At 74.5% G+C, this 22486-nt stretch carries 20 protein-coding genes, 1 tRNA gene and 1 pseudogene; 10 read left to right on the top strand and 12 right to left on the bottom strand.

Annotated elements, in window-relative coordinates; genetic code table 11:
• Positions 1-64: 64 nt before the first annotated feature.
• Complete coding sequence (locus tag AB0D45_RS29575) at positions 65-370, top strand: 4a-hydroxytetrahydrobiopterin dehydratase (protein ID WP_362464614.1); 306 nt, start codon at positions 65-67, stop codon at positions 368-370.
• A gap of 13 nt (positions 371-383) precedes the next feature.
• Here the strand turns inward: AB0D45_RS29575 and AB0D45_RS29570 are convergent, their stop codons facing one another.
• The 4 genes from AB0D45_RS29570 to AB0D45_RS29555 all read right to left on the bottom strand — a co-directional run bounded on the left by AB0D45_RS29570 (position 384) and on the right by AB0D45_RS29555 (position 4781).
• A complete protein-coding gene (locus AB0D45_RS29570) occupies positions 384-809 on the bottom strand; it encodes an RICIN domain-containing protein (RefSeq protein ID WP_361609866.1) in 426 nt (141 codons plus the stop codon).
• A gap of 8 nt (positions 810-817) precedes the next feature.
• Positions 818-1660, bottom strand: a complete 843-nt coding sequence (locus tag AB0D45_RS29565) for an aldo/keto reductase (RefSeq protein WP_362464611.1) — start codon at positions 1658-1660, stop codon at positions 818-820.
• A gap of 136 nt (positions 1661-1796) precedes the next feature.
• Complete coding sequence (locus AB0D45_RS29560) at positions 1797-3620, bottom strand: AMP-binding protein (protein ID WP_362464608.1); 1824 nt, start codon at positions 3618-3620, stop codon at positions 1797-1799.
• Positions 3621-3929: 309 nt separating this feature from the next.
• On the bottom strand, positions 3930-4781 hold the full coding sequence (locus tag AB0D45_RS29555; RefSeq protein WP_362464605.1) for a LysR substrate-binding domain-containing protein: 852 nt from the start codon (positions 4779-4781) through the stop codon (positions 3930-3932).
• Between the two features lie 123 nt (positions 4782-4904).
• On the opposite strand from AB0D45_RS29555, the gene AB0D45_RS29550 reads away from it, so the two are divergent.
• Complete coding sequence (locus AB0D45_RS29550; RefSeq protein WP_362464602.1) at positions 4905-5957, top strand: bile acid:sodium symporter family protein; 1053 nt, start codon at positions 4905-4907, stop codon at positions 5955-5957.
• Positions 5958-5966: 9 nt separating this feature from the next.
• Positions 5967-6392 (top strand): (2Fe-2S) ferredoxin domain-containing protein, encoded by a 426-nt coding sequence (locus AB0D45_RS29545; RefSeq protein ID WP_362464599.1) that lies wholly within the window; start codon positions 5967-5969, stop codon positions 6390-6392.
• 134 nt (positions 6393-6526) lie between these two features.
• Here the strand turns inward: AB0D45_RS29545 and fdhD are convergent, their stop codons facing one another.
• Positions 6527-7366, bottom strand: coding sequence for a formate dehydrogenase accessory sulfurtransferase FdhD (gene fdhD, locus AB0D45_RS29540; RefSeq protein WP_362464633.1), 840 nt, complete (start codon positions 7364-7366; stop codon positions 6527-6529).
• A gap of 208 nt (positions 7367-7574) precedes the next feature.
• Between fdhD and AB0D45_RS29535 the strand changes: the two genes are divergently transcribed.
• The 3 genes from AB0D45_RS29535 (at position 7575) to AB0D45_RS29525 (ending at position 10621) form a co-directional block, all read left to right on the top strand.
• On the top strand, positions 7575-8516 hold the full coding sequence (locus tag AB0D45_RS29535; RefSeq protein ID WP_362464596.1) for a beta-ketoacyl-ACP synthase III: 942 nt from the start codon (positions 7575-7577) through the stop codon (positions 8514-8516).
• Between the two features lie 203 nt (positions 8517-8719).
• Positions 8720-8804: transfer RNA gene (locus AB0D45_RS29530), tRNA-Leu, on the top strand.
• 152 nt (positions 8805-8956) lie between these two features.
• Positions 8957-10621: a serine/threonine-protein kinase gene (locus AB0D45_RS29525; RefSeq protein ID WP_362464593.1), complete on the top strand. Its 1665-nt coding sequence runs from the start codon at positions 8957-8959 to the stop codon at positions 10619-10621.
• A gap of 323 nt (positions 10622-10944) precedes the next feature.
• Here the strand turns inward: AB0D45_RS29525 and AB0D45_RS29520 are convergent.
• Both AB0D45_RS29520 and AB0D45_RS29515 read right to left on the bottom strand, forming a co-directional pair.
• Positions 10945-11643 (bottom strand): annotated as a pseudogene (locus AB0D45_RS29520) (IclR family transcriptional regulator C-terminal domain-containing protein); the annotation flags it as partial.
• Between the two features lie 821 nt (positions 11644-12464).
• The gene (locus AB0D45_RS29515) at positions 12465-13067 is read right to left on the bottom strand and encodes a sigma-70 family RNA polymerase sigma factor (protein ID WP_361609624.1); all 603 of its coding nucleotides are present in this window, start codon (positions 13065-13067) and stop codon (positions 12465-12467) included.
• A 382-nt stretch (positions 13068-13449) separates the two neighbouring features.
• Here AB0D45_RS29515 and metG point away from each other — a divergent pair, with 382 nt between their 5' ends.
• Positions 13450-15165 (top strand): methionine--tRNA ligase, encoded by a 1716-nt coding sequence (metG, locus tag AB0D45_RS29510; protein WP_362464590.1) that lies wholly within the window; start codon positions 13450-13452, stop codon positions 15163-15165.
• A gap of 174 nt (positions 15166-15339) precedes the next feature.
• On the top strand, positions 15340-16554 hold the full coding sequence (locus tag AB0D45_RS29505; RefSeq protein WP_362464587.1) for a glycosyltransferase 87 family protein: 1215 nt from the start codon (positions 15340-15342) through the stop codon (positions 16552-16554).
• Here the strand turns inward: AB0D45_RS29505 and AB0D45_RS29500 are convergent.
• Positions 16517-16735: a hypothetical protein gene (locus AB0D45_RS29500; RefSeq protein ID WP_362464584.1), complete on the bottom strand. Its 219-nt coding sequence runs from the start codon at positions 16733-16735 to the stop codon at positions 16517-16519. The two genes, AB0D45_RS29505 and AB0D45_RS29500, sit on opposite strands and share 38 nt — an antisense overlap.
• Positions 16736-16773: 38 nt before the next feature.
• Between AB0D45_RS29500 and AB0D45_RS29495 the strand changes: the two genes are divergently transcribed.
• Complete coding sequence (locus AB0D45_RS29495; protein ID WP_362464581.1) at positions 16774-17019, top strand: Tn3 family transposase; 246 nt, start codon at positions 16774-16776, stop codon at positions 17017-17019.
• Between the two features lie 46 nt (positions 17020-17065).
• Here the strand turns inward: AB0D45_RS29495 and AB0D45_RS29490 are convergent, their stop codons facing one another.
• The 4 genes from AB0D45_RS29490 to AB0D45_RS29475 all read right to left on the bottom strand — a co-directional run bounded on the left by AB0D45_RS29490 (position 17066) and on the right by AB0D45_RS29475 (position 20901).
• Positions 17066-17731: an ATP-dependent Clp protease proteolytic subunit gene (locus AB0D45_RS29490; protein ID WP_362464578.1), complete on the bottom strand. Its 666-nt coding sequence runs from the start codon at positions 17729-17731 to the stop codon at positions 17066-17068.
• A gap of 400 nt (positions 17732-18131) precedes the next feature.
• Positions 18132-18548, bottom strand: coding sequence for a hypothetical protein (locus AB0D45_RS29485; RefSeq protein ID WP_362464576.1), 417 nt, complete (start codon positions 18546-18548; stop codon positions 18132-18134).
• A gap of 398 nt (positions 18549-18946) precedes the next feature.
• Positions 18947-19612 carry a response regulator transcription factor gene (locus tag AB0D45_RS29480; protein ID WP_362464573.1) on the bottom strand — a complete coding sequence of 222 codons (666 nt, stop codon included), beginning with the start codon at positions 19610-19612 and terminating at the stop codon, positions 18947-18949.
• Positions 19600-20901 (bottom strand): sensor domain-containing protein, encoded by a 1302-nt coding sequence (locus AB0D45_RS29475; RefSeq protein ID WP_362464570.1) that lies wholly within the window; start codon positions 20899-20901, stop codon positions 19600-19602. The genes AB0D45_RS29480 and AB0D45_RS29475 overlap by 13 nt, the downstream gene beginning before the upstream one ends.
• A gap of 256 nt (positions 20902-21157) precedes the next feature.
• Between AB0D45_RS29475 and AB0D45_RS29470 the strand changes: the two genes are divergently transcribed.
• On the top strand, positions 21158-22117 hold the full coding sequence (locus AB0D45_RS29470) for a helix-turn-helix transcriptional regulator (RefSeq protein WP_362464568.1): 960 nt from the start codon (positions 21158-21160) through the stop codon (positions 22115-22117).
• Positions 22118-22486 lie beyond the last annotated feature (369 nt).

The following is a 22486-nucleotide window of genomic DNA, read 5'->3' as shown; positions in this document are numbered from 1 at the left end:
ACCACGGTGCGCGCCGTGGAAAACTGACTGCACATCACGAGGCGACGGGCAAGGGAGACAGCGGATGCCGAGCGACCCGCTTTCGCAGAAGGAGATCGAGGACCGGCTCCGGGAACTCCCCGGCTGGGCCTTCGAGGACGACCGGATCGAGCGCACGTACCGGGTGGGCACCCACCGGGCGGCGAGCGCCCTGGTGGCCCACATCGCTGCCGTCCAGGACGAGCTGAACCACCACTCGGAGCTCACCCTGGGCTACGACACCGTCCGCCTCCGCGTGAACAGCCACGACGCCGGCGGTGTCGTCACCGCGAAGGACTTCGACCTCGCCGAACGCGTCGAGGCCCTGGCCCCGGCGCACGGGGCGAACTGACCTGCGGGGCGGCTCAGGCGGGTTCCAGCCGCCACCACTGGGAGGGCGAGTCGGTGTCCTCGCCCTGCCGGGCCCGGCCCTCGCCGTCGGCCTCCAGCAGCAGCCCGCTGATGCACGCCACCAGGGACACCACCCCCGGAGCGTCCAGGTGCTCCTCCACGAGCCACTCCTGCGCGCCGAAGGCGTTGGCCCGCCACACCTGCACCCGCGCGCCGCTCTCCGTCGAGGCGTTCGCCACGTCCAGGCGCCGGCCGTTGTCCTCGCTCACCAGGTGGAAGACCCCGCCGCCGCTGTGCACCGGGGAGATCCGCCACCGCCGGGCGGCCGCCGGGGCGGGCGGCCCGTCGGGGCCGACCCGCACCCGGGAGGCGCCCTCCAGCTGGAGCACCAGCCCGCTGTCGACGTTGCGGATCCGGTAGGTTCCGTCCCTCGCTTCCATGCGGGCCCTCAGTTGTCGAAGACGGCCGGGTCCGGCCCGAGCCGTTGCCCGCCCGCGCCCAGTGCGCCGAGGGCCGCCAGGTCTTCGGCGTCCAGCTCGAAGCCGAAGACGTCGATGTTCTCGCGGATGCGGGACGGGGTCACCGACTTCGGGATCACGATGTTGCCCAGCTGGAGGTGCCAGCGCAGCACCACCTGCGCGGCGCTGCGGCCGTGCCTGGCGGCGACCGACGCCACCGCCGGGAGAGCGAGCAGCTCCCCGCCCTGGCCGAGCGGCGACCAGGCCTCGGTGGCGATGCCCAGGGAGGCGTGCAGGGCGCGCAGCTCCGCCTGCGGGAACAGCGGGTGCAGCTCGATCTGGTTCACCGCCGGCACCAGCGGGCTCTCCGCGCGCAGCCGCTCCAGGTCCTCGGGACGGAAGTTCGACACGCCGACCGCGCGGGCCCGGCCGCTCGCCGCGATCTCCTCGAAGGTCTTCCAGATGGTCACGAAGTCGTCGCGCATCGGACGCGGCCAGTGGATCAGGTACAGGTCGAGGTGGTCGAGGCGGAGCTTGCCGAGCGAGTCGTCGAAGGCGCGCAGCACCTCGTCCCGGCCCCACCGGTGCTTCGCGCTGTTCCACAGCTTGGTGGTGACGAACAGTTCGTCGCGCGGGATCCCCGAGGCGGCCAGCGCCTTGCCGGTGCCCCGCTCGTTCCCGTACGCCGCCGCCGTGTCGACGCTGCGGTAGCCGGCCTCCAGCGCGGTCGCGACGGCCTTCTGCGCCTCGGAGTCCGGCACCTGCCAGACTCCGTAGCCGAGCTGGGGCATGGACGTGCCGTTGTTGAGCCGGACGGCGGGCACCTGGTTCACGTCGGTCGTTCCCTCGGGTCGGTGGCGGTGCGGCCGCGCCGCACCACGGCGTACGGGGACCGGCAACCGGCCCCCCGCCCACCCTATTCCCGCCACCCCTCCGCTCCGCGCGCGGCGCCAGGCAGGGGCGGGCGCACTACGCCGGGTACAGGTCCGCGACCTCCCGCGCGTACAGCTTCTCGATGGCCCGCCGCTTCAGCTTCAGCGAGGGCGTCAGCAGCCCGCGCTCCTCCGTGAACTGCTCGGCCAGCACCCGGAAGGCGCGGATCCCCTCCGCCTGCGAGACGAGGGTGTTCGCGGCCACCACCGCCCGCCGCACCTCCGCCGTCAGATCCGGATCGCCCACCACCTGATCGGCCGTCCGCTGCGGCAGCTTGCGCATGGACAGCCAGTGCGCGACCCCCTCCATGTCCAGGGTCACCAGGGCGGCGATGAACGGCCGGTCGTTGCCCACCAGTACGCACTGCGACACCAGCGGATGCGAACGCACCCGCTCCTCCAGCGCCGTCGGGGCCACGCTCTTGCCGTTGGAGGTCACCAGGATCTCCTTCTTGCGCCCCGTGATGGTCAGGTACCCGTCCGCGTCCAGCCGGCCCAGGTCCCCGGTCGCCAGCCAGCCCCCGCGCAGCACCTCCTCCGTGCCCCCCGGATCCCCGAGGTACCCGGAGAAGACGTGGGCCCCGTGCAGCCACACCTCCCCGTCGTCCGCGATGTGGACCGTGCTGCCCGGGATCGGCGGCCCCACCGTCCCGTACTTGACCGCCCCCGGCGGATTCGCGGTGGCGGCCGCGCAGGACTCCGTCAGCCCGTACCCCTCGAACACGGTGATCCCGGCCCCGTCGAAGAACAGCCCGAGCCGCCGCGACATCGCCGACCCGCCCGACATCGCGTACCGGACCCGGCCGCCCAGGGCTTCGCGCACCTTCCCGTACACCAGCCTCTCGAAGACCTGGTGCTCCATCCGCAGCGCCGCCGAGGGCCCCGGCCCGGTCCCGAACGCCTTCTGCTCGCGCGCCTCCGCGTACCGCACGGCCGTCTCCACCGCCCGGTCGAAGGGGCCCCTGCGCCCCTCCGCCTCCGCCGTGCGGCGGGCGGCCGCGAAGATCTTCTCGAAGACGTACGGGACGCCCAGCACGAAGGTCGGCTTGAAGGCGGCGAGGTCCGGCAGCAGCTCGGCGGCGGCGACCGCCGGCTGGTGCCCGAGCTTGACCCCGGCCCGGACGGCGGCCACCTCCACCATCCGCCCGAACACGTGCGCCAGCGGCAGGAACAGCAGCGTCGACGGCTGCCCGCCCGGCCCCGCCCGGAAGACCGGCTCCCACCGGGCCGCCAGGGTGTCGGCCTCGTACATGAAGTGGGCGTGGGTGAGCACGCACCCCTTGGGCCGGCCCGTGGTCCCCGAGGTGTAGATGACGGTCGCCACCGCGTCGGGGGTCACGGCCCGGCGGTGGCGGTGCACCACGTCCTCGTCCACCCCCCGCCCGGCCGCCACCAGCTCCTGGACGGCCCCCGCGTCCAGCTGCCACAGCAGCCGCAGCCCCGGCAGCCGTTCGATCACCGAACCGACCGTCATCGCCTGGTCCTCGTCCTCCACCACGCAGCCGGTGCAGGCGGAATCGTGCAGGATCCAGTGCACCTGCTCCGCCGAGGACGTCGGGTAGACGGGCACGGGCTGCGCCCCGATCGCCCACAGCGCGAAGTCGAACAGCGTCCACTCGTAGCGGGTGCGCGCCATCACGGCGACCCGGTCCCCGAAGCGGACCCCCTGCGCCAGCAGTCCCTTGGCGAGCGCGAGCACCTCCCCGGCCAGCTCGCGGGCGGTCACGTCCCGCCAGACGCCCCCCGTCCTGCGCCCGAGCGCCACATGGTCCGGGTCCTGCCCGGCGCGCTGGAAGACGGTGTCGGCCAGGCCTCCGGCCGGCGCGCCTGCGACCACGGGTGGCACGGTGAACTCACGCAAGTTCCGCTCCTCTGCGTGCGGTGCGGCGCGACGCTACCTCACCCGTACCCCTGCCCGGCACCCCCGCGAAAACCTCCACAAGATCCCCCCGCCCCCGCGAGCCCCGCCACCTGCGGCGCAGCGCGCCGGGACCGGTCGGCGCCGGTCACCCTCCCGTCGGGAAGGGCGTTGCCGGACCGGACCCGCCGCAGGCGCGAACACCGCGGCGCCCGGGGCCCACCGACACCGGCGCACTTCGGCGTGCGTGCGCTCTGACGTGTACATGCCGGAGACTGTACTGGCCGTCCCCGCCCCGCCCGCCCCCGATGACTACGCGGGCCGGCTCAGCCGGTCGCCGCCCGCCAGGACCGCCGCCGCCAGCGCCTCCGCGGCCGGCGCCGGACGCCGCCCCTGGAGCAGCGCGAACTCCACCGGACCCAGCTCCGGCAGCCCGCCCACCCGGACCAGCCCGGGCGGGATCAGCCCCCGGGTGTGCGCCATCACCCCGAGCCCGGCACGGGCCGCCGCGATCAGACCGCTGAGGCTGCCGCTCGTACAGGCGATCCGCCAGGGCCGCCCGTTCCGCTCCAGCACCTCCAGGGCCCGCGCCCGGGTGATCCCCGGCGGCGGGAAGACGATCAACGGCACCGGACGCTCCGGATCCACCCGCAGCCCCTCCGCGCCGATCCACACCATCCGGTCCCGCCACACCAGCCGGCCCCGCTCGTCCCCCGGCCCGCGCCGCTTGGCCAGCACCAGGTCGAGGCGCCCCGCGTCCAGCCGCTCGTGCAGCGTCCCCGACAGCTCCACCGACAGCTCCAGGTCCACCTCGGGGTGCTCGTGCCGGAACCCCTCCAGGATCTCCGGCAGCCGGGTCAGCACGAAGTCCTCCGAGGCCCCGAACCGCAGCCGCCCCCGCAGCCGGGTCCCGGCGAAGAAGGCCGCGGCCCGCTCGTGCGCCTCCAGGATGGTCCGCGCGAAGCCCAGCAGCGCCTCGCCGTCCTCCGTCAGGCCGACGCTGTGCGTGTCCCGGACGAACAGCGGGCGGCCCGTGGCCTCCTCCAGCCGCCGCACGTGCTGGCTGACGGTGGACTGCCGCACCCCGAGCCGGGCCGCCGCCTGCGTGAAGCTGAGCGTCTGGGCCACCGTGAGGAACGTGCGCAGCTGGACCGGGTCGTACATGCCCTCCAGCCTATTGTGTTCCGTGATGACAGTCAGTGCGGTGAGCGTGTTTCCCGATGACCGCCGCCCGGGGACGATGAGTCGTACGCCCCTTCCCCCGCACGACAGCAAGCGAGCACATCCATGCGACGCCCCCGCCTCCCCGCCCGGCTGCCCCTGGACCCCTACGTACTGGCCCTCCTCGCCACCGTGGGAATCGCCGCGCTGCTCCCCGCCCGGGGCGCCGGCGCCACCGTCGCCGGCGGTGCCTCGACCGCCGCCGTGGCCCTGCTCTTCTTCCTCTACGGGGCCCGGCTCTCCACCCGCGAGGCCCTCGACGGCCTGCGCCACTGGCGGCTCCACCTCACCGTGCTCGCCTGCACCTTCGTCCTCTTCCCCCTGCTGGGCCTGGCGGCCCGCCTCCTCGTGCCCGGGCTGCTCACCCAGCCCCTCTACGGCGGCCTGCTCTTCCTCTGCCTGGTCCCCTCGACCATCCAGTCCTCCATCGCCTTCACCTCGATCGCCCGGGGCAACGTGCCCGCCGCGATCTGCGCCGGCTCCTTCTCCTCCCTCGCCGGCATCCTCCTCACCCCCCTGCTCGCCGCCGCCCTCCTCGGCAGCGACGCCGGCGGCTTCTCCCCCCACTCCCTCCTGAAGATCGTCCTCCAGCTGCTGCTGCCCTTCCTCCTCGGCCAGGGCCTGCGCCGCTGGGTCGGCGGTTTCCTGGTCCGCAACAAGAAGGTGCTCGGCTACGTCGACCGGGGCTCGATCCTGCTCGTCGTCTACACCGCCTTCAGCGCGGGCATGGCCGCCGGGGTCTGGCACCGGGTCAGCCTCCCGCGCCTGGGCGCCCTGATGGCGGTGGAGGCCGTACTCCTCGCCGTCATGCTCCTCGCCACCTGGTACGGGTCCGCCCGGCTCGGCTTCAGCCGCGAGGACCGCATCGCCATCCAGTTCGCCGGGTCGAAGAAGAGCCTCGCCGCCGGACTGCCCATGGCCAGCGTCCTGTTCGGAGCCCAGGCCTCCCTGGCGGTGCTGCCGCTGATGCTCTTCCACCAGATGCAGCTGATGGTCTGCGCGGTCCTGGCCCGCCGCCGCGCCCGGGACCCCGAGGCGGTCCTGCCGGACCAACTCGCCGCCGGGCGTGTGGCGGAGGTCTCGCCCCCGGCCCAACCCCCCGCCGCGCAGGGCCGGTAACGTGCGGCGGTGACCTGGATACGCCCGCTCGCCGCCACCGCCCCGCGCCCCTGCACCCTCGTGGTCTGCCGCGGCTGCTGCTGCGGGGACCCCCGCAAGAACCCCGGCTCCGACCACGCCGGGCAGCTGACCCGGCTGCGGGAGGCCGCGGCCGCGTCCGAGGGGCGCCTCGCGGTCCGTACGAGCGACTGCCTCGGGCCCTGCGCGCAGGCCAACGTGATCGTCGTCCAGCCCACCACCGAGGCCCGCCGCAGGGGCGCCCGGGCCGTCTGGTTCGGCTGGGCGCTGGACGACACCGCGACGGACGAGATCATCGCCTGGGCCGCGGCCGGCGGCCCGGGCGCCACCCCGCTCCCCGCCACCCTCGACCTCCACCGCATCGACCCCCCGGACCCGAAGCCGGCCGCCACCCCCCGCCGGGGCCGGCGCCGCTGAGTCCGGTGGGCCGGACGTCGGAAGGGGCGACCGCGCGCCGACGGGCCCTGACGGGCGGCCGGCGACAGGTCCGGGCGCCCGGAGACGGCCGCACCGGCCGACCGCATCCGCCCGGAGGCGGCCCGGGCTGGTCCCTACCCCCCGGCGGGCAGGAGGATCCGCTCCTCGCCCGCGTACACGTTCATGTCCGGGCCCCGCAGGAAGCCCACCAGGGTCAGCCCCGATTCCAGGGCCAGGTCCACCGCCAGCGAGGACGGCGCCGAGACCGCAGCCAGCACCGGGATCCCTGCCATGACCGCCTTCTGCGCCAGCTCGAACGACGCCCGCCCCGACACCAGCAGCACCGCCCCGGCCAGCGGCAGCCGCCCCGCCTGGAGCGCCCGGCCGACGATCTTGTCCACGGCGTTGTGCCGCCCCACGTCCTCCCGTACGTCGAGCAGCTCGCCCTCCGCCGAGAACAGCCCGGCCGCGTGCAGGCCGCCCGTGCGGTCGAAGACCTTCTGCGCCGCCCGCAGCCGGCCCGGCAGCTCGGCGAGGAGCTCCGCGGGGATCCGTACCGGATCGGCGGCGAGCCCCGGGAAACGGGTCGCCGTACGGACCGCGTCCAGGCTGGCCTTGCCGCACAGCCCGCAGGAGGAGGTGGTGTAGACGTTCCGCTCCAGCGTGATGTCCGGAAGCGGCACCGAGGGCGCCAGCTGGACGTTGACCACGTTGTAGGTGTTGGAGCCGTCCTCGGCGGCGCCCTCGCAGTAGGTCACGGCCTGGACGTCCGACGTGCGCGCGATCACGCCCTCGCTGACCAGGAAGCCCGCCGCCAGCGCGAAGTCGTCCCCCGGCGTGCGCATCGTGATGGCCAGCGGCTTGCCGTTCAGCCGTATCTCCAGCGGCTCCTCCGCGACCAGGGTGTCCGGCCGGACCCCGGCCGCCCCTCCCCGGATGCGTACGACACGGCGCCGCTCGGTGACCCGTCCCATCGCGATCAGCCCGCCTGTTCCGTCCTCGTACCCACCTGACGAGGACATTCTCCCGGATCCGCGGGCGAGCGCCTTCCCCGCAGGAAGTTGCTCGGAATGCTCCAAATTCCAGTGGAGGAATCCTGTCGGGTCACGCGCACCCGTACCCGTCGGTAGCAGGCAAAGCTGGGTGAACCGACTGCCTGCTGTACAGAGGGGGACCCCGCCCATGACCGGTTCACGCGTGGTGGCGCTAGGGCACTACCAGCCCGCGAAAGTGCTCACCAACGAGGACCTCGCGGCCATGGTCGAGACGAACGACGAGTGGATCCGCTCCCGGGTCGGCATCCGCACCCGGCACGTCGCGGGCCCCGACGAGCCCGTGGACGAGCTCGCCTACCAGGCCGCCGGCAAGGCCCTCGCGCACGCCGGGCTGAGCCCCGACGACATCGACCTCGTCCTGGTGGCCACCTCCACCGCCATCGACCGTTCCCCCAACATGGCCGCCCGCGTCGCCGCCAAGCTGGGCATGGGCGGGGCCCCCGCCGTGATGGACATCAACGTCGTCTGCTCGGGCTTCACCCACGCCCTGGCCACCGCCGACCACGCCATCCGGGCCGGCTCCGCCACCCGGGCCCTGGTCATCGGCGCCGACAAGATGACCGAGATCACCGACTGGACGGACCGCACCACCTGCGTGCTCACCGGTGACGGCGCGGGCGCGGCCGTCGTCGAGGCCTGCGCGGAGCCGGGCATCGGCCCCGTCCTGTGGGGCTCCGTCCCGGAGATGGGCCACGCGGTGCGGATCGAGGGCACGCCCCCCGTCTTCGCGCAGGAGGGCCAGTCCGTCTACCGCTGGACCACCAGCCAGCTCCCGCCGCTCGCCCGCAAGGTCTGCGAGAAGGCCGGCGTGACCCCCGAGGAACTGGCCGGCGTCGTGCTGCACCAGGCGAACCTGCGGATCATCGAGCCGCTCGCCGCCAGGATCGGTGCCGTCAACGCCGTCGTCGCCCGCGACGTCGTGGACTCCGGCAACACTTCCGCCGCGAGCATCCCCATGGCCCTGTCCAAGCTCGTCGAGCGCGGCGAGATCCCCTCCGGCGCCCCGGTCCTGCTCTTCGGCTTCGGCGGCAACCTCTCGTACGCCGGCCAGGTCATCAGCTGCCCGTGACCGCCGAGCGGCCGCTGCCCGCGGCCGCGCCCCGAGCCGGTCGCGGGCGGCCCGAGCCGGCCCGGCCCGCCGCCCACCTCCCGGCATGCCCGCAGGTCAGCGCGGCGTGGCGGACCGGCGGCCGCCCGGATATGTGGTCGGAAGCCCGTCGAACCTTTGCTATGGTTGTCCATGTCGCCGCGGGAAACCGGGGCCGACCACCTGTCCGGGTGGCGGAATGGCAGACGCGCTAGCTTGAGGTGCTAGTGCCCTTTATCGGGCGTGGGGGTTCAAGTCCCCCCTCGGACACAGAGAAAGAACCCCACTCCGGTGGGGTTCTTTTGCGTTCCGGGGGAAGCCGGGCCGGTTCCGGGGCGGGGCCCGGGTGAGGTCGCCGCAGAAGCGGGGAGCCGGCTGCGCCGGTGCGGCATCATGGGCGTGACCGGGTCGAGGGGGGCAGCGTGTCGCAGGACGAACCGCGCAACGACGTCGTGATCGCCGGGCGGTACCGCCTGGGGAAACGGCTGGGCAGGGGCGGCATGGGGACCGTCTGGCAGGCCGCCGACGAACTCCTGGGGCGCGCGGTCGCCGTCAAGGAACTCCACGTCGGCGAGGGCAGGGAGGCCACGGGAGCCCTGCGCGAGGCGCGCACGGTCGCCCAGATCAAGCACCCGCACGTGGTCGTCGTGCACGACGTCGTCGAGGACGACGGCCGCCCGTACATCGTGATGGAACTCGTCGAGGGCGGTTCGCTGGCCGACCGCCTCGGCGCCGACGGTCCCCTCGACGCGGGCGAGACCGCCCGCGTCGGGCTGGCGCTGCTCGGCGCCCTGAGCGCGGCACACGACCGCGGGGTGCTCCACCGGGACGTCAAGCCCGCCAACGTCCTCATGGAGGCGGGCACCGGCCGGGTGGTGCTCACCGACTTCGGCATCGCCCGCCTCGCGGGCTCCACCACCATCAGCGAGACCGGCGCGTTCGTCGGCTCGCCCGAGTACACCTCCCCCGAGCGGATGCAGGGAGCCACCGCCGGCCCCGCCTCCGACCTGTGGTCCCTGGGCGCCCTGCTGTGCGCCGCGCTGACCGGCGAGTCGCCCTTCCACCGGGATTCGCTCGGCGGGGTGCTGCATGCCGTCGTCTACGACGAGATCCGCCCGCCGGTGCAGGCCGGCCCGCTGACCCCGCTCATCCGGGGCCTGCTGGAACGCGACCCCGGACGCCGGCTGGGCGTGGCGCAGGCCCAGCGGCTGCTGTCCGCGTACGTGACCACCGGCAGCCTGCCCCTCGTCGACCGGGCCCCCGGCCCGACCCGGCCGGCGGGACCCGCGCCGACGCCCCCCGCCCCGGCCGGGTACTCGCCCACCGAGCACGTCACCGCCGCCGCCGGGACGGCGCGGGGGCCCGGGTCCCGCACGCGCCTGCGCGCCGAGCTGGTCGCCGCGCTGGCCGTGGCGGCCGTCGTCGGCGCCGTCGCCGCCACCGCCCTGCTCCCGGAGCGGACGGGGGGCGGGGGACAGGTGTCCGCCCAGGGCGGCCGGAGCACCGGGCCTTCCCCCGGCCCGAGCACGTCCGCCCCGCAGTCCCCGGCGGCCCCGCCCTCCGGCGGCGCCACGGCGACGGCGACCACCACGGTGACCGCCCCGGCCCCCGTGGCGCCCGCGCACCCGGTGTCCGGCAAGCCCGCACCCGCCGGGTACCGGTTCGTCGCCGACCCCGACGGCTTCGGCCTCGCCGTACCCCAGGGCTACCGGCGCACCACCGACGACCAGCGGGTCTTCTACGTCTCCGCGGACGGCGCGATCCGGATCGGCATCAAGGTCACGGCCGCGCCGCCGGGCGGGCCGCTCGCCGCGATGCGCCAGTCCGACGAGAACGGCCCCTCCAACAACCCGGGCTACCGCGACAGCTCGATCGTCCCGACGACGCACGACGGGCTGCCCGCCGCCCTCTGGGAGTTCACCTGGAACGGCTTCACCGCCGCCGAAGGCCCCCGGCACACCTTCGACCTGTGCTGGGACCAGAACGGCCGGATGTACGACGTCTGGGTGTCGGCCCCCGTCGGCCGCCTCACCCAGGCCAGGGGCCACTTCGACGCGGCCCTGGACTCCTTCGTCCCGGTCGGCTGACCCACGGCGGCCGGGCCCGGGGACCCCGCGGGCCGTCAGGTGCCCAGCACCACCAGGCCGTCCGGGGCCGGGAGGCTGCCCGGCGCGAGGGGGCCCAGGGTCTGCGGGAGCGCGAGGCGCGGCCCGTCGCCGTCCGGATGGGCGTCGAACAGGTACGCCGCCCCCGACGCGGAGTCGCTGACCAGGTGCGGGCCGGTGGCGGACGCCGCGAAGCGGGTCAGCGGGGTGCGGAAGAGCCGGCCCAGCCGGCGCAGGGTCTCCGGGGTCGCGGCGGGCGCCGGGGCCGGCGCCTGCGGCGGGGCGTCCGGCGGGATGGCCCCGGACAGCAGCAGCGCCAGCAGCACCGGGACCGCCTTGCGGCGCAGGGCCTCGGTCGCCGAGTGCAGCCGGTCGGCGTGCGCGGCCGGCAGGGAGAGCGCGAGGCTCCCGGCGGCGTCGCCCGCCGCGATGGGCACCGCCGAGCAGACGACCCCGGGGGAGTACTCGCGCAGGTCGAAGACGGGGGCGCCCGGTGCCACCGCGTCCAGGGCGCTGAACAGGGCCCGGCTGTCGGTGATGGTCCGCGCGGTGAGCCTGGTCGGGCGGTGGCGGGCCACGTGGTCGGCCCGGCCGTCGTGGTCGAGCTGGGTCAGCAGGCACTTGCCGACCGCGCTGGCGTGCGCGGCCGCCCGGAAGTCCACCCACTCCCGCACCGGCGGGGCCCCCGGGCCGTCCGCCATCTGGGTGATCCGGACCTCGCCGTCCGCGTACCGGCTGAGGTACACGGCGGCGCCCGCGCTGTCCCGGGCCAGCGCCAGGGTGCGCTGGAGCTGGCCGGCCAGTCCGGTGCCGCCCGGTGCCGCGAGCCGGTCCAGGGCCGGGCCGGGCGCGTACACCCCCGCGGCGGGGCAGTACGCGTACTCCTCCTCGCGCAGCATCGACAGCAGCGGGCGCAGCTCCGCCCCGGCCAGGCCCGACTGCCGGGCGAGCTGGGCGGCCCGCACCCCGAGCGGATGGCGCTCCAGGACCCGTACGACGGCCAGCGCCCGCCGCGCCTGGGCGAGGGCCCCGCCGGTGTCGGCCCGGGCGGCCGTCCCCCGCGCGGCCGACGTCAGCGCGGGGTGGCGCAGCGGGCCCGTCCCCGGGCCCGGCCGCGCGGGCCGCGGCGCGGACGGCGGCAGGAAGGCGGCCACCACCGCGGGCAGCCCCGGCCCGGGCAGCGGTACCGGGCCCAGATCGGGGTCGTCGCACTGGTCGACGTACCGCAGGACGGCCGCCTGGGCGCACAGCCGGACCTCGCGCAGCTCGCGGCGGCCGCCGGGCCGGAAGCCCCGCAGGCCCAGCTCCCGCGCCCAGAAGCGGGCGTCGTGGTGCTCCCCGCGCCGGGAGTGGTCCAGGAAGAGGCAGTACCCGGCCACCGCGGTGCGGGGGCTGCCGGAACCGGCGGCGAACTGCCACCAGAAGCGGGACCCCTCGCGCAGCCCGGCCAGGTGCAGGAGGCAGCCGAAGACCACCGCCCCCGGCAGGTCGCTGTGGTGGTCCTCCACGAACCGCTCGAGGTCGGCCCGGGCGCGCGGGTCCCCGACCACGGCCAGGCAGGCGGCCTTGAGGTCCCGGCGGGCCCGCTCCGACTCCAGCGGGCGGTCCCGGGCGGGGTCGCTCCAGCCGAAGGGCCGGCGCCGGCCGCGGGCGGAGCCGGCCGCGGGGACGCCCGGAGCGCGCGGGGCGCGCAGCAGGCGGGCCTCGGCCGCGCCCAGGTCGTAGTGCCGGTAGCGGTCGCGCACGCCGGCCCGGGCCAGGAACTCCGCCAGGGAGCGCGGGAACGGTACGCGGCCGCCGCCGGAGCCGGGGTCCTCGCCGGCCCTCATGATTCGGCGGACGCGTCGAGCAGCCGCGCGAGGCGCCGGTGGGCCTGGCCGAGCTGCGAGCGGACGGTGGCCTCGTCGACGCCCATCACGGCGGCGGCCTCGCCGGGGGAGCACTGGAGCCCGTAGCGCAGCAGCACGGTGTCCCGCTGCCGTTCGGCGAGGCGGGAAACGGCCGAATAGAAGCGGATGGTGTCGGTCAGCACCTCGTACTGATCGGCGTGCGCCTCTTTGAGGGCCGCCTCGAAGGCGGTGGTGTCCATCGGCTCCGGGCTGCGCAGGCGCGGATCGCGGCGCTGCTGCCAGTCGACGATCCGCTGCTTGAGCACGGTCCAGGCATACGCGTCCAGGCGGTCCATGTGGAGCATGCGGAGCCACTCGTTCATGATCGAGTCGAAGGTGGCGTCCACCGCGTCCTCGGCGGCCCCGTCGGAGCCGAGCTGGAGGTACGCGAAACGCATGTACGCGGGCCGCCGGTTCGCGTGGAACGCCCAGTACGACAGGCGCGCGGTCGGGTCCCACCGACTCATGGGCGTCGGCTGCCGCCGTCGGCTGGGCAGTCCCACGGCCCCGCCGGACTCCTCCGGTCCGCCATCGTTCACCGTTCCCCACCTCATCCCCTGTGCGCGTCCATGAGAGCAGTGAGCACGCCTCCTGAGGGGGAGGAGGAGCAACATGAGGGGATTACGTCCGGTGGTGATCGGTTCGTGATTGATGTCGATCACACGGGAGGGCCGCGAGCCCGAACGCATATGCCGGGCCCCGGTCCGGGGTGCGGACGCCGGTCGGGGCCCCGGCCGTCCGGCTGTAGCATGGGCCGAGCGCGAGGGCCGTGACGCAGAGGTCACTGTCCTCGCTTTTGCGTTGCGTCCCCCCGGGACTCCCGGGAAAAGCCGACGCGGGGCGTTTGAGCGGTTCGATACGATGAACCGCGCGTTGTCACGCGTAGATCCGTAACAAATGAAACGAATGGAGCATCCGAGGATGGCTCGACACCTGATCACCAGCGCGCTTCCCTACATCAACGGGATCAAGCACCTGGGCAACATGGTCGGGTCGATGCTTCCGGCGGATGTGTACTCCCGGTACCTCCGCCAGCGCGGCCACGACGTCCTGTACATCTGCGCCACCGACGAGCACGGCACCCCCGCCGAGCTCGCCGCCAAGGAGGCCGGCGTCTCGGTCTCCGAGTTCTGCGCGCAGGCCCACGACGCCCAGAAGGCGGTCTACGACGGCTTCGAGCTGTCCTTCGACTACTTCGGCCGCAGCTCCTCGGCGCAGAACGCGGAGATCACCCAGCACTTCGCGCGGCGGCTCCAGGAGAACGGCTTCATCGAGGAGCGCGCGATCCGGCAGGTCTACTCGCCCGCCGACGGCCGCTTCCTGCCGGACCGCTACGTCGAGGGCACCTGCCCGCACTGCGGCTACGACAAGGCCCGCGGCGACCAGTGCGAGAACTGCACCCGCGTCCTCGACCCCACGGACCTGATCGAGCCCCGCTCGGCCATCTCGGGCTCCACGGAGCTCGAGGTCCGCGAGACCAAGCACCTCTTCCTCCTTCAGTCCAAGCTCCAGCACGAGGTCGAGGCCTGGGTCGCCCGGCACGAGGAGGAGTGGCCGCAGCTGGCCTCCTCCATCGCCCGCAAGTGGCTGACGGAGGGCCTGCACGACCGCGCGATCACCCGTGACCTCGACTGGGGCGTCCCGGTCCCGGCCGACACCTGGCCCGAGCTGGCCGCCGACGGCAAGGTCTTCTACGTCTGGTTCGACGCGCCGATCGAGTACATCGCCTCCACCAAGGAGTGGGCCGACGCCGACCCGGCGAACCGCGACCACAGGACCTGGTGGTACGAGGCCGAGGACGTCCGCTACACCCAGTTCATGGCCAAGGACAACGTCCCGTTCCACACGGTGATGTTCCCCGCCACCGAGCTGGGCACCCGCGAGCCGTGGAAGATGGTCGACTACGTCAAGGCCTTCAACTGGCTGACGTACTACGGCGGCAAGTTCTCCACCTCGCAGAAGCGCGGCGTCTTCACCGACCAGGCGCTGGAGATCCTCCCGGCCGACTTCTGGCGCTACTTCCTGATCGCCAACGCGCCCGAGTCGGACGACTCGTCCTTCACGTGGGAGCACTTCGCCGCCACCGTCAACAAGGACCTCGGCGGCACCCTCGGCAACTTCGTCAACCGCGTGCTGACCTTCTCCCGCAAGAAGTTCGGCGACGAGGTCCCCGCCGGCAGCCCCGCCGGCGAGGCCGAGGCCAAGCTGGGCGAGCAGATCGCCGAGCTGCTCGCCGAGTACGAGGGCCACATGGAGACCCTCCAGTACCGCAAGGCCGCGGCCGCGCTGCGCGCCCTGTGGTCGGCCGGCAACTCCTACCTGGACGAGAAGGCCCCCTGGCTGGAGGTCAAGACCGACCTGGAGGGCGCCGCGCTCACGCTGCGCACCGCGATGAACCTCATCCACCTCTACTCGGTGGTCTCCGAGCCGTTCATCCCGGCCTCCGCGCGTGCCATGCGCTCCTCGTTCGACCTCGCCGGCGACACCGCGACCTGGGTGACCCCGGAGCAGGCCAAGGCACTGGACGCGGTCCCGGCCGGGACGCCCTTCACCGTCCCGCCGGTGCTCTTCGCGCGGATCACCGAGGAGGACCTGGAGTCCTACCGCGAGCGCTTCGGCGGTTCGCCGGAGGCCTGACCGCCGCGGTAGCCGACCGCCCGCGGCTGCCGGCCGCTTCCCGAAGGGCGCGACCTCCCCGAGGCCGCGCCCTTCGGCGCGTCCGCGTCCGCCGCCCCGGTAGGGAAAACCCCACCACGAAGGCTCCGCCTGGACGTGCAGACCCGGCCGGGGCCGCGCGGCTGGAATGGGCCCATGACCCCTTCCCGCACCGCCCGGTGGACCGCCGGCTGGCTGCTCGCCGCCGCCTGGGCCCTGTCCTTCCCGCTGCTGTCCTCGCAGCCCGCGCACCGGCTGTGGGGCTGGTGCGCGGCCGCGGGCTACCTCGCCGCCGCGGCGGCCACCGCCCTCGGCCGGCGCCGGGGGGCGCTCGCCGTCGCGCTGCTGGGGGCGGTGGCCCTACCGCTGCTGTGCCTCGTTCTGACGGGACGGGGGCAGTCCGAGGTCGGCGTCATCGAACGGTCCGGGCGGCTCCTGCTCGAGACCGGAAGGCCGTACGTCGACCAGCCCGCCGGAGTCGGGGAGTACACCCCCTACCTCCCCGCGACGGCCCTCCTCGGCGTCCCCCGCGCCCTGCTCGGCGGCGGCTCCGCCGACGGGCACCACTGGACGGTACGGCTGCTGGGCGACGCCCGGATGTGGTGCGCGGCCGCCTTCTTCGGCGCGACGTGGGCCGGCCGCCGCCTCCTCGGGGCCGCCCCCTCCCCGCTGCTCCCGCTGCTGGTGGCTTCGCCGGTCGTGGCGCTCCCGCTGGCGGTGAGCGGGGTGGACCTGCCGCTGGCGGGGCTGTGCTGCCTGGCCCTCGCGGCGGCCGCGTCCGGCCGTCCGGCGGCGTCCGGGGCGGCCCTGGCCGCGGCGTGCGCCCTCAAGTGGACGGCGGTGCCCGCGGTGGCGGTGGCGGCGGCCCTCCTCGCGGCCCGCGCCGGCGGGCGGGCGGCCCTGCGCTGCGCGCTGGTGACGCTGCTGGGCACGACCGCCCTGGTGCTGCCGGCGCTGCTGCTCCAGCCGGCGCAGCTGTGGCAGCAGGTGTTCGCCTTCCCGACGGGGCGGGGGCAGGTGCCGACCCCGGCGAGCAGCCCCCTGCCGGGGCACCTGCTGGCGCAACTCGGGCCGTGGGGGTGGTACCTGACGACCGGCCTGCTGCTGCTGGGCGGGCTGGGGGTGGCGTCCTCGCTGCTGGTGCGCCCGCCGCGCACGCTGGTGGCCGCGGCCGACCGGCTCGCGCTGGGGCTGACCCTGGCGTTCCTGCTGGCGCCGGCGGGCCGCTTCGGCTACCTGGCGCTGCCGCTGCTGCTGGCGGTGTGGGCGCGTTCGGCCGCCCCGGCCGCCGGACCGGTCGCCTCCCGGGTCGTGGCGCGGTCCCGGGGGCGGGTCAGCGGGCGCCCTCGTACCGGATCACCCGGTCGGTGACGCCCCTCGGCGGCGGCTGCATCCCGTCGACCGGCTTCCGGAAGTCGCCGACGCGGCCGTCGGACCACTGCCCCGGTGAGACCGCCATGACCGGGCCGTACCCGGCGAAGGACTGCACCATCCCGGTCTCGGGACCGAGGGTGGCCCGACCGGAGCCGGCCGGCGGGGCCTGCGCCGCCACCTGGTAGTCGTCGAGGCCGGCGACAGCTCGGTCGGCAGGTGCGCCGGGTCGGCGGGGTCCTCCATCGGCAGCTCACCGTGCAGGAGTCCCGCCACAAGCTCGCCCGGGACGTGTGCCACGGCAAGCGCGGCACCATCCACCAGGCGTACCGCGACGGCATGGAGGACCTGACCACACCTCCATCACCGCCCTCGCCCGCGACCACGACTTCCTCCGCACCGCCGAGCTGGAACCCGCCGAGCGGGCAACCGTACGGCGGGGCCAGGGCTACACCCTGCGCTTGACCGTGTCAGCACGCTCGCAGCGATCGGACCGTGATCGTTCTCAGCGTCAATCTCTGTACCGATGTTCCCCGAGGCCGGCGTTGGACATGCCTCTGCCTGTCAATGCTGGATCGGAGGCAGCGTTGAGGCGTTTGAGCGTATGAGGCAGGGTGTCAAGGACGTCGTCGATCAGTCCGTAGTTCTTGGCTTCTTCGGGGGTGAGCCAGCGGTCGTCGGTGAAATCCTTGGTTACCTGGTCCGGATGGCGGTGGGTGTGCCGGGCGATGAGTTCCGCGATGCGGTGTCGGGTGTAGCGCAGTTCCTCGGGCTGGTTTTCCGCGTCACCGGTGAAGGTGAAGGGAGCGAAGGAGGGCAGGTGCAGCATCAGTCTGGTGTTGGGCAGGGCGAACCGCCTGCCGGAGGTGCCAGCGGAAAGGAGGAACTGGGCCATCGAGGCGCAGTAGCCGAGGCCGATCGTGACCACATCGTTTCTGATGTGGTGCATGGTGTCGTAGATCGCTAGGCCGGCAGGAACCGATCCCCCTGGGGAGTTGATGTAGAGGGTGACGGGGGCGTCGGTTTCGGCGGCCAGAAGCAGCATCTGGGCGGTGATGCGGTCGGCGGTGTCACTGTTGATCGTCGTGCCGATGTGGAGGATCCGGTGGCGCAGCAACCGCTGGACGATGGGGTCGACATGATCGCGGGTGGCTGCTGTGGGGGAGGAGCGGGGCATGGCGCCTTTCTGCGTTCTCGCGGGCCACGGCCGTCGCCGAATCCGCCGCCCGGCACATGGCAGGAGGGCGAGCGGATCCGGTCCGGCGGCACGCGGCCACCACCTGTACCGTCACGGTTGACTACTGGGTGGCGGCCAGGCCCCGTGTGGCTCTCGGCGGGCGTGCTGCTGTGAGGGCGGTCACGCCCGCCGGAGACCCTGACGGTGGGGCTGATCGCCCCAAGACGGCGCTACCTCCGCCGGCTGGGCCGTGGGAGATGGCCGCGCCGGGTGGGCGGCGTGCTGCTAGGCGAAGGACTGGCCGGCCCCTGGGCGGGCGGGATGGCCCGTTGCTTTCGGCCGGGTCGGTCCCCCGCGCTCGCTTCCTGCCTTCGCAGAGCGCGACCGCCTGCGGGTGACGCTAACCCTGCTTGTTCTTCTCGGCCAGGTTCTTAGCGGCACTGGCGGCCCTGCCCGCCGTCCCCACACCCCCACCGAGGGCGTTTCCGATCGCGTTGACCGCCGAAACAAGCCCGTCATACCAGGCCATCTCGATCTGCGGGAGTTCCGCTTCCCATACGCCGAGGGGCTTGGTGGCGTCGCCCAGGGCGCCTGTGGCACCGCCGGCCGCCTTCGTGCCGCCATCGAGCAGAGCGGCTACCTCCTTCGGTGCCGCCGACTTGACGAGCTGCCCGATGTCGATCTTCTGCCCGCCGGGTGCGGGCTCCTGGCAGGCCCTTGCCAGGGCTTCCTTGACCTTGCTCTCCGAGCCCTCCTTGAGCCCCTGGACGAGCGCTTCCAGCTGCTCGAGTGCCCCGGACGTGACGGTGCTGATCATGCGTACCTCTTCCTAGCGAAGCGGACTCTTTGCGAACAAAACATCATTTGTTCGACATGGGAGTCGTTCCACGCGCAAAGCCGCCCACCAGGCGTCGCCCTCCCTACCCATCCAAAAGTGCGAAGCAGTCGTACTGCACCTGTACCAGCACTGTCGCTGCCTTGCCCCGTCCGCTGCCTGGACTTCACTGACGGTTATGAGGGTCGGGGCTTCCGTCCAGTTCATCCAGCCGTACAGACATCACGGCCTTCAACAACACCTACTGACGGGGCACCCTATGGCCGACCATGATCAATCTCATCGATAACCGCTGTACCGGTGTGATCTCATCGCTCTTCGACACCCCGCGACCCTGGCGATCACCTGGCCGAACAGAACGGCCGCAGGTCATCTCCTTGTCACTCCGCCGACTCCCTGGCGCCGCGCAGGTGGGCCAGGACGGCCAGGACCCGCCGGTTGCCCACCGTCGGGTCGAGGTCCAGCTTCGCGAAGATGCTGCTCGCGTGCTTGACCACGGAGGCCTCCGTGATGAACAGCCGCGCCGCCAAGGCCTGGTTGTTGAGCCCCTCCGACATCAGCGCGAGCACCTCCCGCTCGCGCGGGGTGAGGCGGGCCAGCGGCTCGTTCGCCGGCCGCGGTGCGAGCAGCACCCGGACCACCTCCGGATCGATGACCGTCTGGCCCTCGTGGACCCGCCGGAGCGCGTCGAGGAACTCCGTCACCTCCCCGACCCGGTCCTTGAGCAGGTAGCCCAGCCCGGCCGCCGAGCCGCCGGTGAACAGCTGGGTCGCGTACGCCGTGGCCACGTACTGCGAGAGCACCAGGACCGGCAGCTCCGGGTCCCGGGAGCGCAGTTCGAGCGCGGCCCGCAGCCCTTCGTCCCGCAACCCGGGCGGCATCCGCACGTCCGTGACGACCACGTCGGGCCGCTCGGCCGCCACGGCCCGCAGCAGGGCGGAGGCGTCCGCGACGGAGGCGAGGACCCGGTGGCCGCCGAGGGCCAGCAGTTCCGTGAGCCCGGCGCGCAACAGCACGGAGTCCTCGGCCAGGATCACCCGGAGCACGGGACCTCCACCCTCAGCTCGGTCGGCCCGCCCACCGGACTGGACACCGTCAGCCTGCCCTGCAACATCGCCACCCTGTCCGCGAGACCCGCCAAGCCCGCCCCCGCGCCGGGATCGGCCCCGCCGCGGCCGTCGTCGGTGATGGTGAGGGTGAGCCGGTCGCCCTCGACCCTACCGGCGACGCCGACCCGCGAGGCGCCGCTGTGCTTGGCGGCGTTCGCCAGCGCCTCGGCGACGGTGAAGTACGCGGTGACCTCCACCGGTTCGGGCAGCCGGGGCAGCTCCAGGTCCACCGTGACCGGTACGGGATGGCGCAGCGCCACCTCCGCCACCGCCGCGGCCAGCCCGTGGTCGGTCAGCACCTGCGGATGGATCCCCCGTACCAGGTCCCGCAGCTGGGCCAGGGCGAGGCGGGCCTCCTCCCGGCCCCGGCTCACGAGCGCGGCGGCGCCGGCCGCCTCCGGGTGCTCGCGCAGCCGCAGTTCGGCCAGGCCCAGGGTCATGCTGAGGGCCACCAGCTGCTGCTGGGCGCCGTCGTGCAGGTCCCGTTCGATACGGCGCCGTTCGGCTTCGAAGGCCTCCACCAGCCGGACCCGCGAGCGGGTCAGCTCCAGCACCCGGTCGTCCTCCTCGCGCGGCCCCAGCAGCAGCCGGGCGGTCCCCACCTGCGCCGCGGCGATCAGCGCACCCGCGTACGCGGTCAGCACCAGCCCGGCCAGCCCCGCGGCGGTACCGCCGAGGGCCTCCAGCGGGCCGGCCACCGCCTCGCCGGGTATGAGCATCACCGGTTCGGGGGCGAGGGCCCACACGATGACCGGGGACGCCACCAGCAGCAGGGAGAACGCCAGCAGCAGGAGCACGCCGCAGCCGGCCGCCGCGAACACCGTGGCCAGCAGGGCCGCGTACCCGAACTCCCGCCAGGTGGCCCGCTCGCGCAGCCGCGTGCGCAGCCAGGCGGCCGGGCCGGCCCCGGCGAGCGAGGTGTGCGGGTCCGCCACCGGCTCCGGCTCCACCCACCGTAGCAGGCGCCGCTCCAGCTCCCCGAGCGGCACCGCGCCCGCCAGGGCCGCGGCCAGCAGCAGCAGCCCGATCCCGGCCACCGCCAGCACCACCCCGAGCCCGACGAGCAGCACCAGCGCGAGCAGCACCCCGTACCCGAGCGGGCACCCGCCGGCGAGGTACGCCCAGCACCGCCAGGGCCACCACGACCCGAGGAACCGCCCCGGCCGGCGCAGCGCCCGCCACACGGCCGCGGGCGGGGCGGGGGAGGAGGGGAGGGGGAGGGGCATGCGGCAAGCCTAGGGGTGTCCCTCCGACGGGCCGTCACGCCGTCGGCGGCGGACGCTCCCCGGGGGACGGGCCGGCCGGTGCGCGCGTGCGGCCGGACGGGCGCCCCGCGGGCGGGCGGGCGCCCCGCGGGCGGGCGGAGCGCACGGGGACGCCGGAGGGTACCGGCCCGTGCCCGGCGGCCGGCCCCGGGACCGCCCGTTGACCAGCGTGTTCGCCGGGACCGCCGTCCGGGCGCCGGGCCTTAGGATGCGGACCATGCAGCAGACGGGCCCCAAGGGCGAACTCGGTGACTTCCTGCGCTCCCGCCGTGCGCGGATCCGCCCCGAGGACGCGGGCCTGCCCGTCTTCGGCGGCCGCCGCCGGGTGCCGGGCCTGCGCCGTGAGGAACTGGCCCAGCTCGCGGGCGTCAGCGCGGACTACTACACCCGCTTCGAACAGGGCCGCGCCGAGAACGCCTCCGAGTCCGTCGTGGGAGCCGTGGCCGCCGCCCTGCGGCTCGACGCCGTCGAGACGGCCCACCTGACCCGGCTGGTACGCAACGCCGGGCGCGCGGGCTCCGTCCCGGCGGCCGGGGCCGCGGCCGAAGCGGAGCAGCTGGTGCGGCCGGGCCTGCGCAGGCTGCTGGAGTCCATGCCAGGGACCCCCGCCTTCGTCCTGGGCCGGCGGACCGACATCCTCGCCTGGAACCCGCTGTTCGCGGCCCTCGTCACGGACTTCGCCGCCCTGCCGCCGCAGCGGCGCAACAAGGCCTGGCTGGTCTTCCTGGACCCGGTGACGCGCGGCCGGTTCGTCAACTGGGAGACCAAGGCCCGCGACCTCGTCGCCTTCCTGCGGTTCGACCTCGCCCGCCACCCGCACGACGCCCGCGCCGCCGCGCTGATCGCCGAACTGACCGAGCGCAGCCCGGAGTTCGGCCCGTTGTGGCGGGCGCAGGAGGTGGCGGGCAAGACCCACGGCGGCTACCACCTGCGCCACCCGCTGGCCGGGGAGTTCACCCTCGACTACGAGAGCCTCAGCCTGCCGGACGACCCCGACCAGACCCTCGTCACCTACACGGCGGAGGCCGGCTCCCCCTCCGAGGCGGCCCTGCGCATCCTCGCCTCCGAAGCCGCCCGGGGCGCCGGGGCCGTCGACGGCTCCGGCGCTCGTGACGCTTCCGGCGCCGCCCCCGCCCCGGCGCCGCGGCCCGCCGCGCGCACCGACAGGCCCGCGTAGGGGCCGCTCCCAGCCGCGCTCCCGCTCCCTCCCGCCGCTCCATGACGGACGGTGGGGCGCGCCGGTCCTCCGCGCGGGCCGGAGCGGGCGCTCGCACAGGGATATCGCCCCTGTCCGGCGCGTGTCCGAAGCCGGGCCTTGATCGTTTCTTCAGCCGTAACCCTCATACGGCTGCCGAATCGGGAGGACCGCGGTGACGGCTTGGCAGTACTTCGCCGGAGCGGGGCTGGTGGCCGCGCTCTGCCCGCTGCACGGCCACGTGGCGGTCGCGGGCGACGGCCACGGGAACGGGGCGCGGGTCGACGTGTGCGTGCCGGGAGGGCCGCCGAGGCCGCCCGCCGGCCGGGGGGGGCCCCCCCCCCCGGGGGG

This window comes from Streptomyces sp. NPDC048352 (assembly GCF_040651895.1).
GTDB lineage: Bacteria > Actinomycetota > Actinomycetes > Streptomycetales > Streptomycetaceae > Streptomyces.
Note: the sequence above shows the minus strand (reverse complement) of the source record. Positions and strands in the feature narration are given on the sequence as shown.

Excerpts from the sequence above, each read along its gene's own strand:
- AB0D45_RS29575 (WP_362464614.1), top strand. The coding sequence starts at position 65 with ATGCCGAGCGACCCGCTTTCGCAGAAGGAGATCGAGGACCGGCTCCGG.
- AB0D45_RS29570 (WP_361609866.1), bottom strand. The coding sequence starts at position 809 with ATGGAAGCGAGGGACGGAACCTACCGGATCCGCAACGTCGACAGCGGG.
- AB0D45_RS29555 (WP_362464605.1), bottom strand. The coding sequence starts at position 4,781 with ATGTACGACCCGGTCCAGCTGCGCACGTTCCTCACGGTGGCCCAGACG.
- AB0D45_RS29550 (WP_362464602.1), top strand. The coding sequence starts at position 4,905 with ATGCGACGCCCCCGCCTCCCCGCCCGGCTGCCCCTGGACCCCTACGTA.
- fdhD (WP_362464633.1), bottom strand. The coding sequence starts at position 7,366 with ATGGGACGGGTCACCGAGCGGCGCCGTGTCGTACGCATCCGGGGAGGG.
- AB0D45_RS29535 (WP_362464596.1), top strand. The coding sequence starts at position 7,575 with ATGACCGGTTCACGCGTGGTGGCGCTAGGGCACTACCAGCCCGCGAAA.
- metG (WP_362464590.1), top strand. The coding sequence starts at position 13,450 with ATGGCTCGACACCTGATCACCAGCGCGCTTCCCTACATCAACGGGATC.
- AB0D45_RS29505 (WP_362464587.1), top strand. The coding sequence starts at position 15,340 with ATGACCCCTTCCCGCACCGCCCGGTGGACCGCCGGCTGGCTGCTCGCC.
- AB0D45_RS29490 (WP_362464578.1), bottom strand. The coding sequence starts at position 17,731 with ATGCCCCGCTCCTCCCCCACAGCAGCCACCCGCGATCATGTCGACCCC.
- AB0D45_RS29485 (WP_362464576.1), bottom strand. The coding sequence starts at position 18,548 with ATGATCAGCACCGTCACGTCCGGGGCACTCGAGCAGCTGGAAGCGCTC.
- AB0D45_RS29475 (WP_362464570.1), bottom strand. The coding sequence starts at position 20,901 with ATGCCCCTCCCCCTCCCCTCCTCCCCCGCCCCGCCCGCGGCCGTGTGG.
- AB0D45_RS29470 (WP_362464568.1), top strand. The coding sequence starts at position 21,158 with ATGCAGCAGACGGGCCCCAAGGGCGAACTCGGTGACTTCCTGCGCTCC.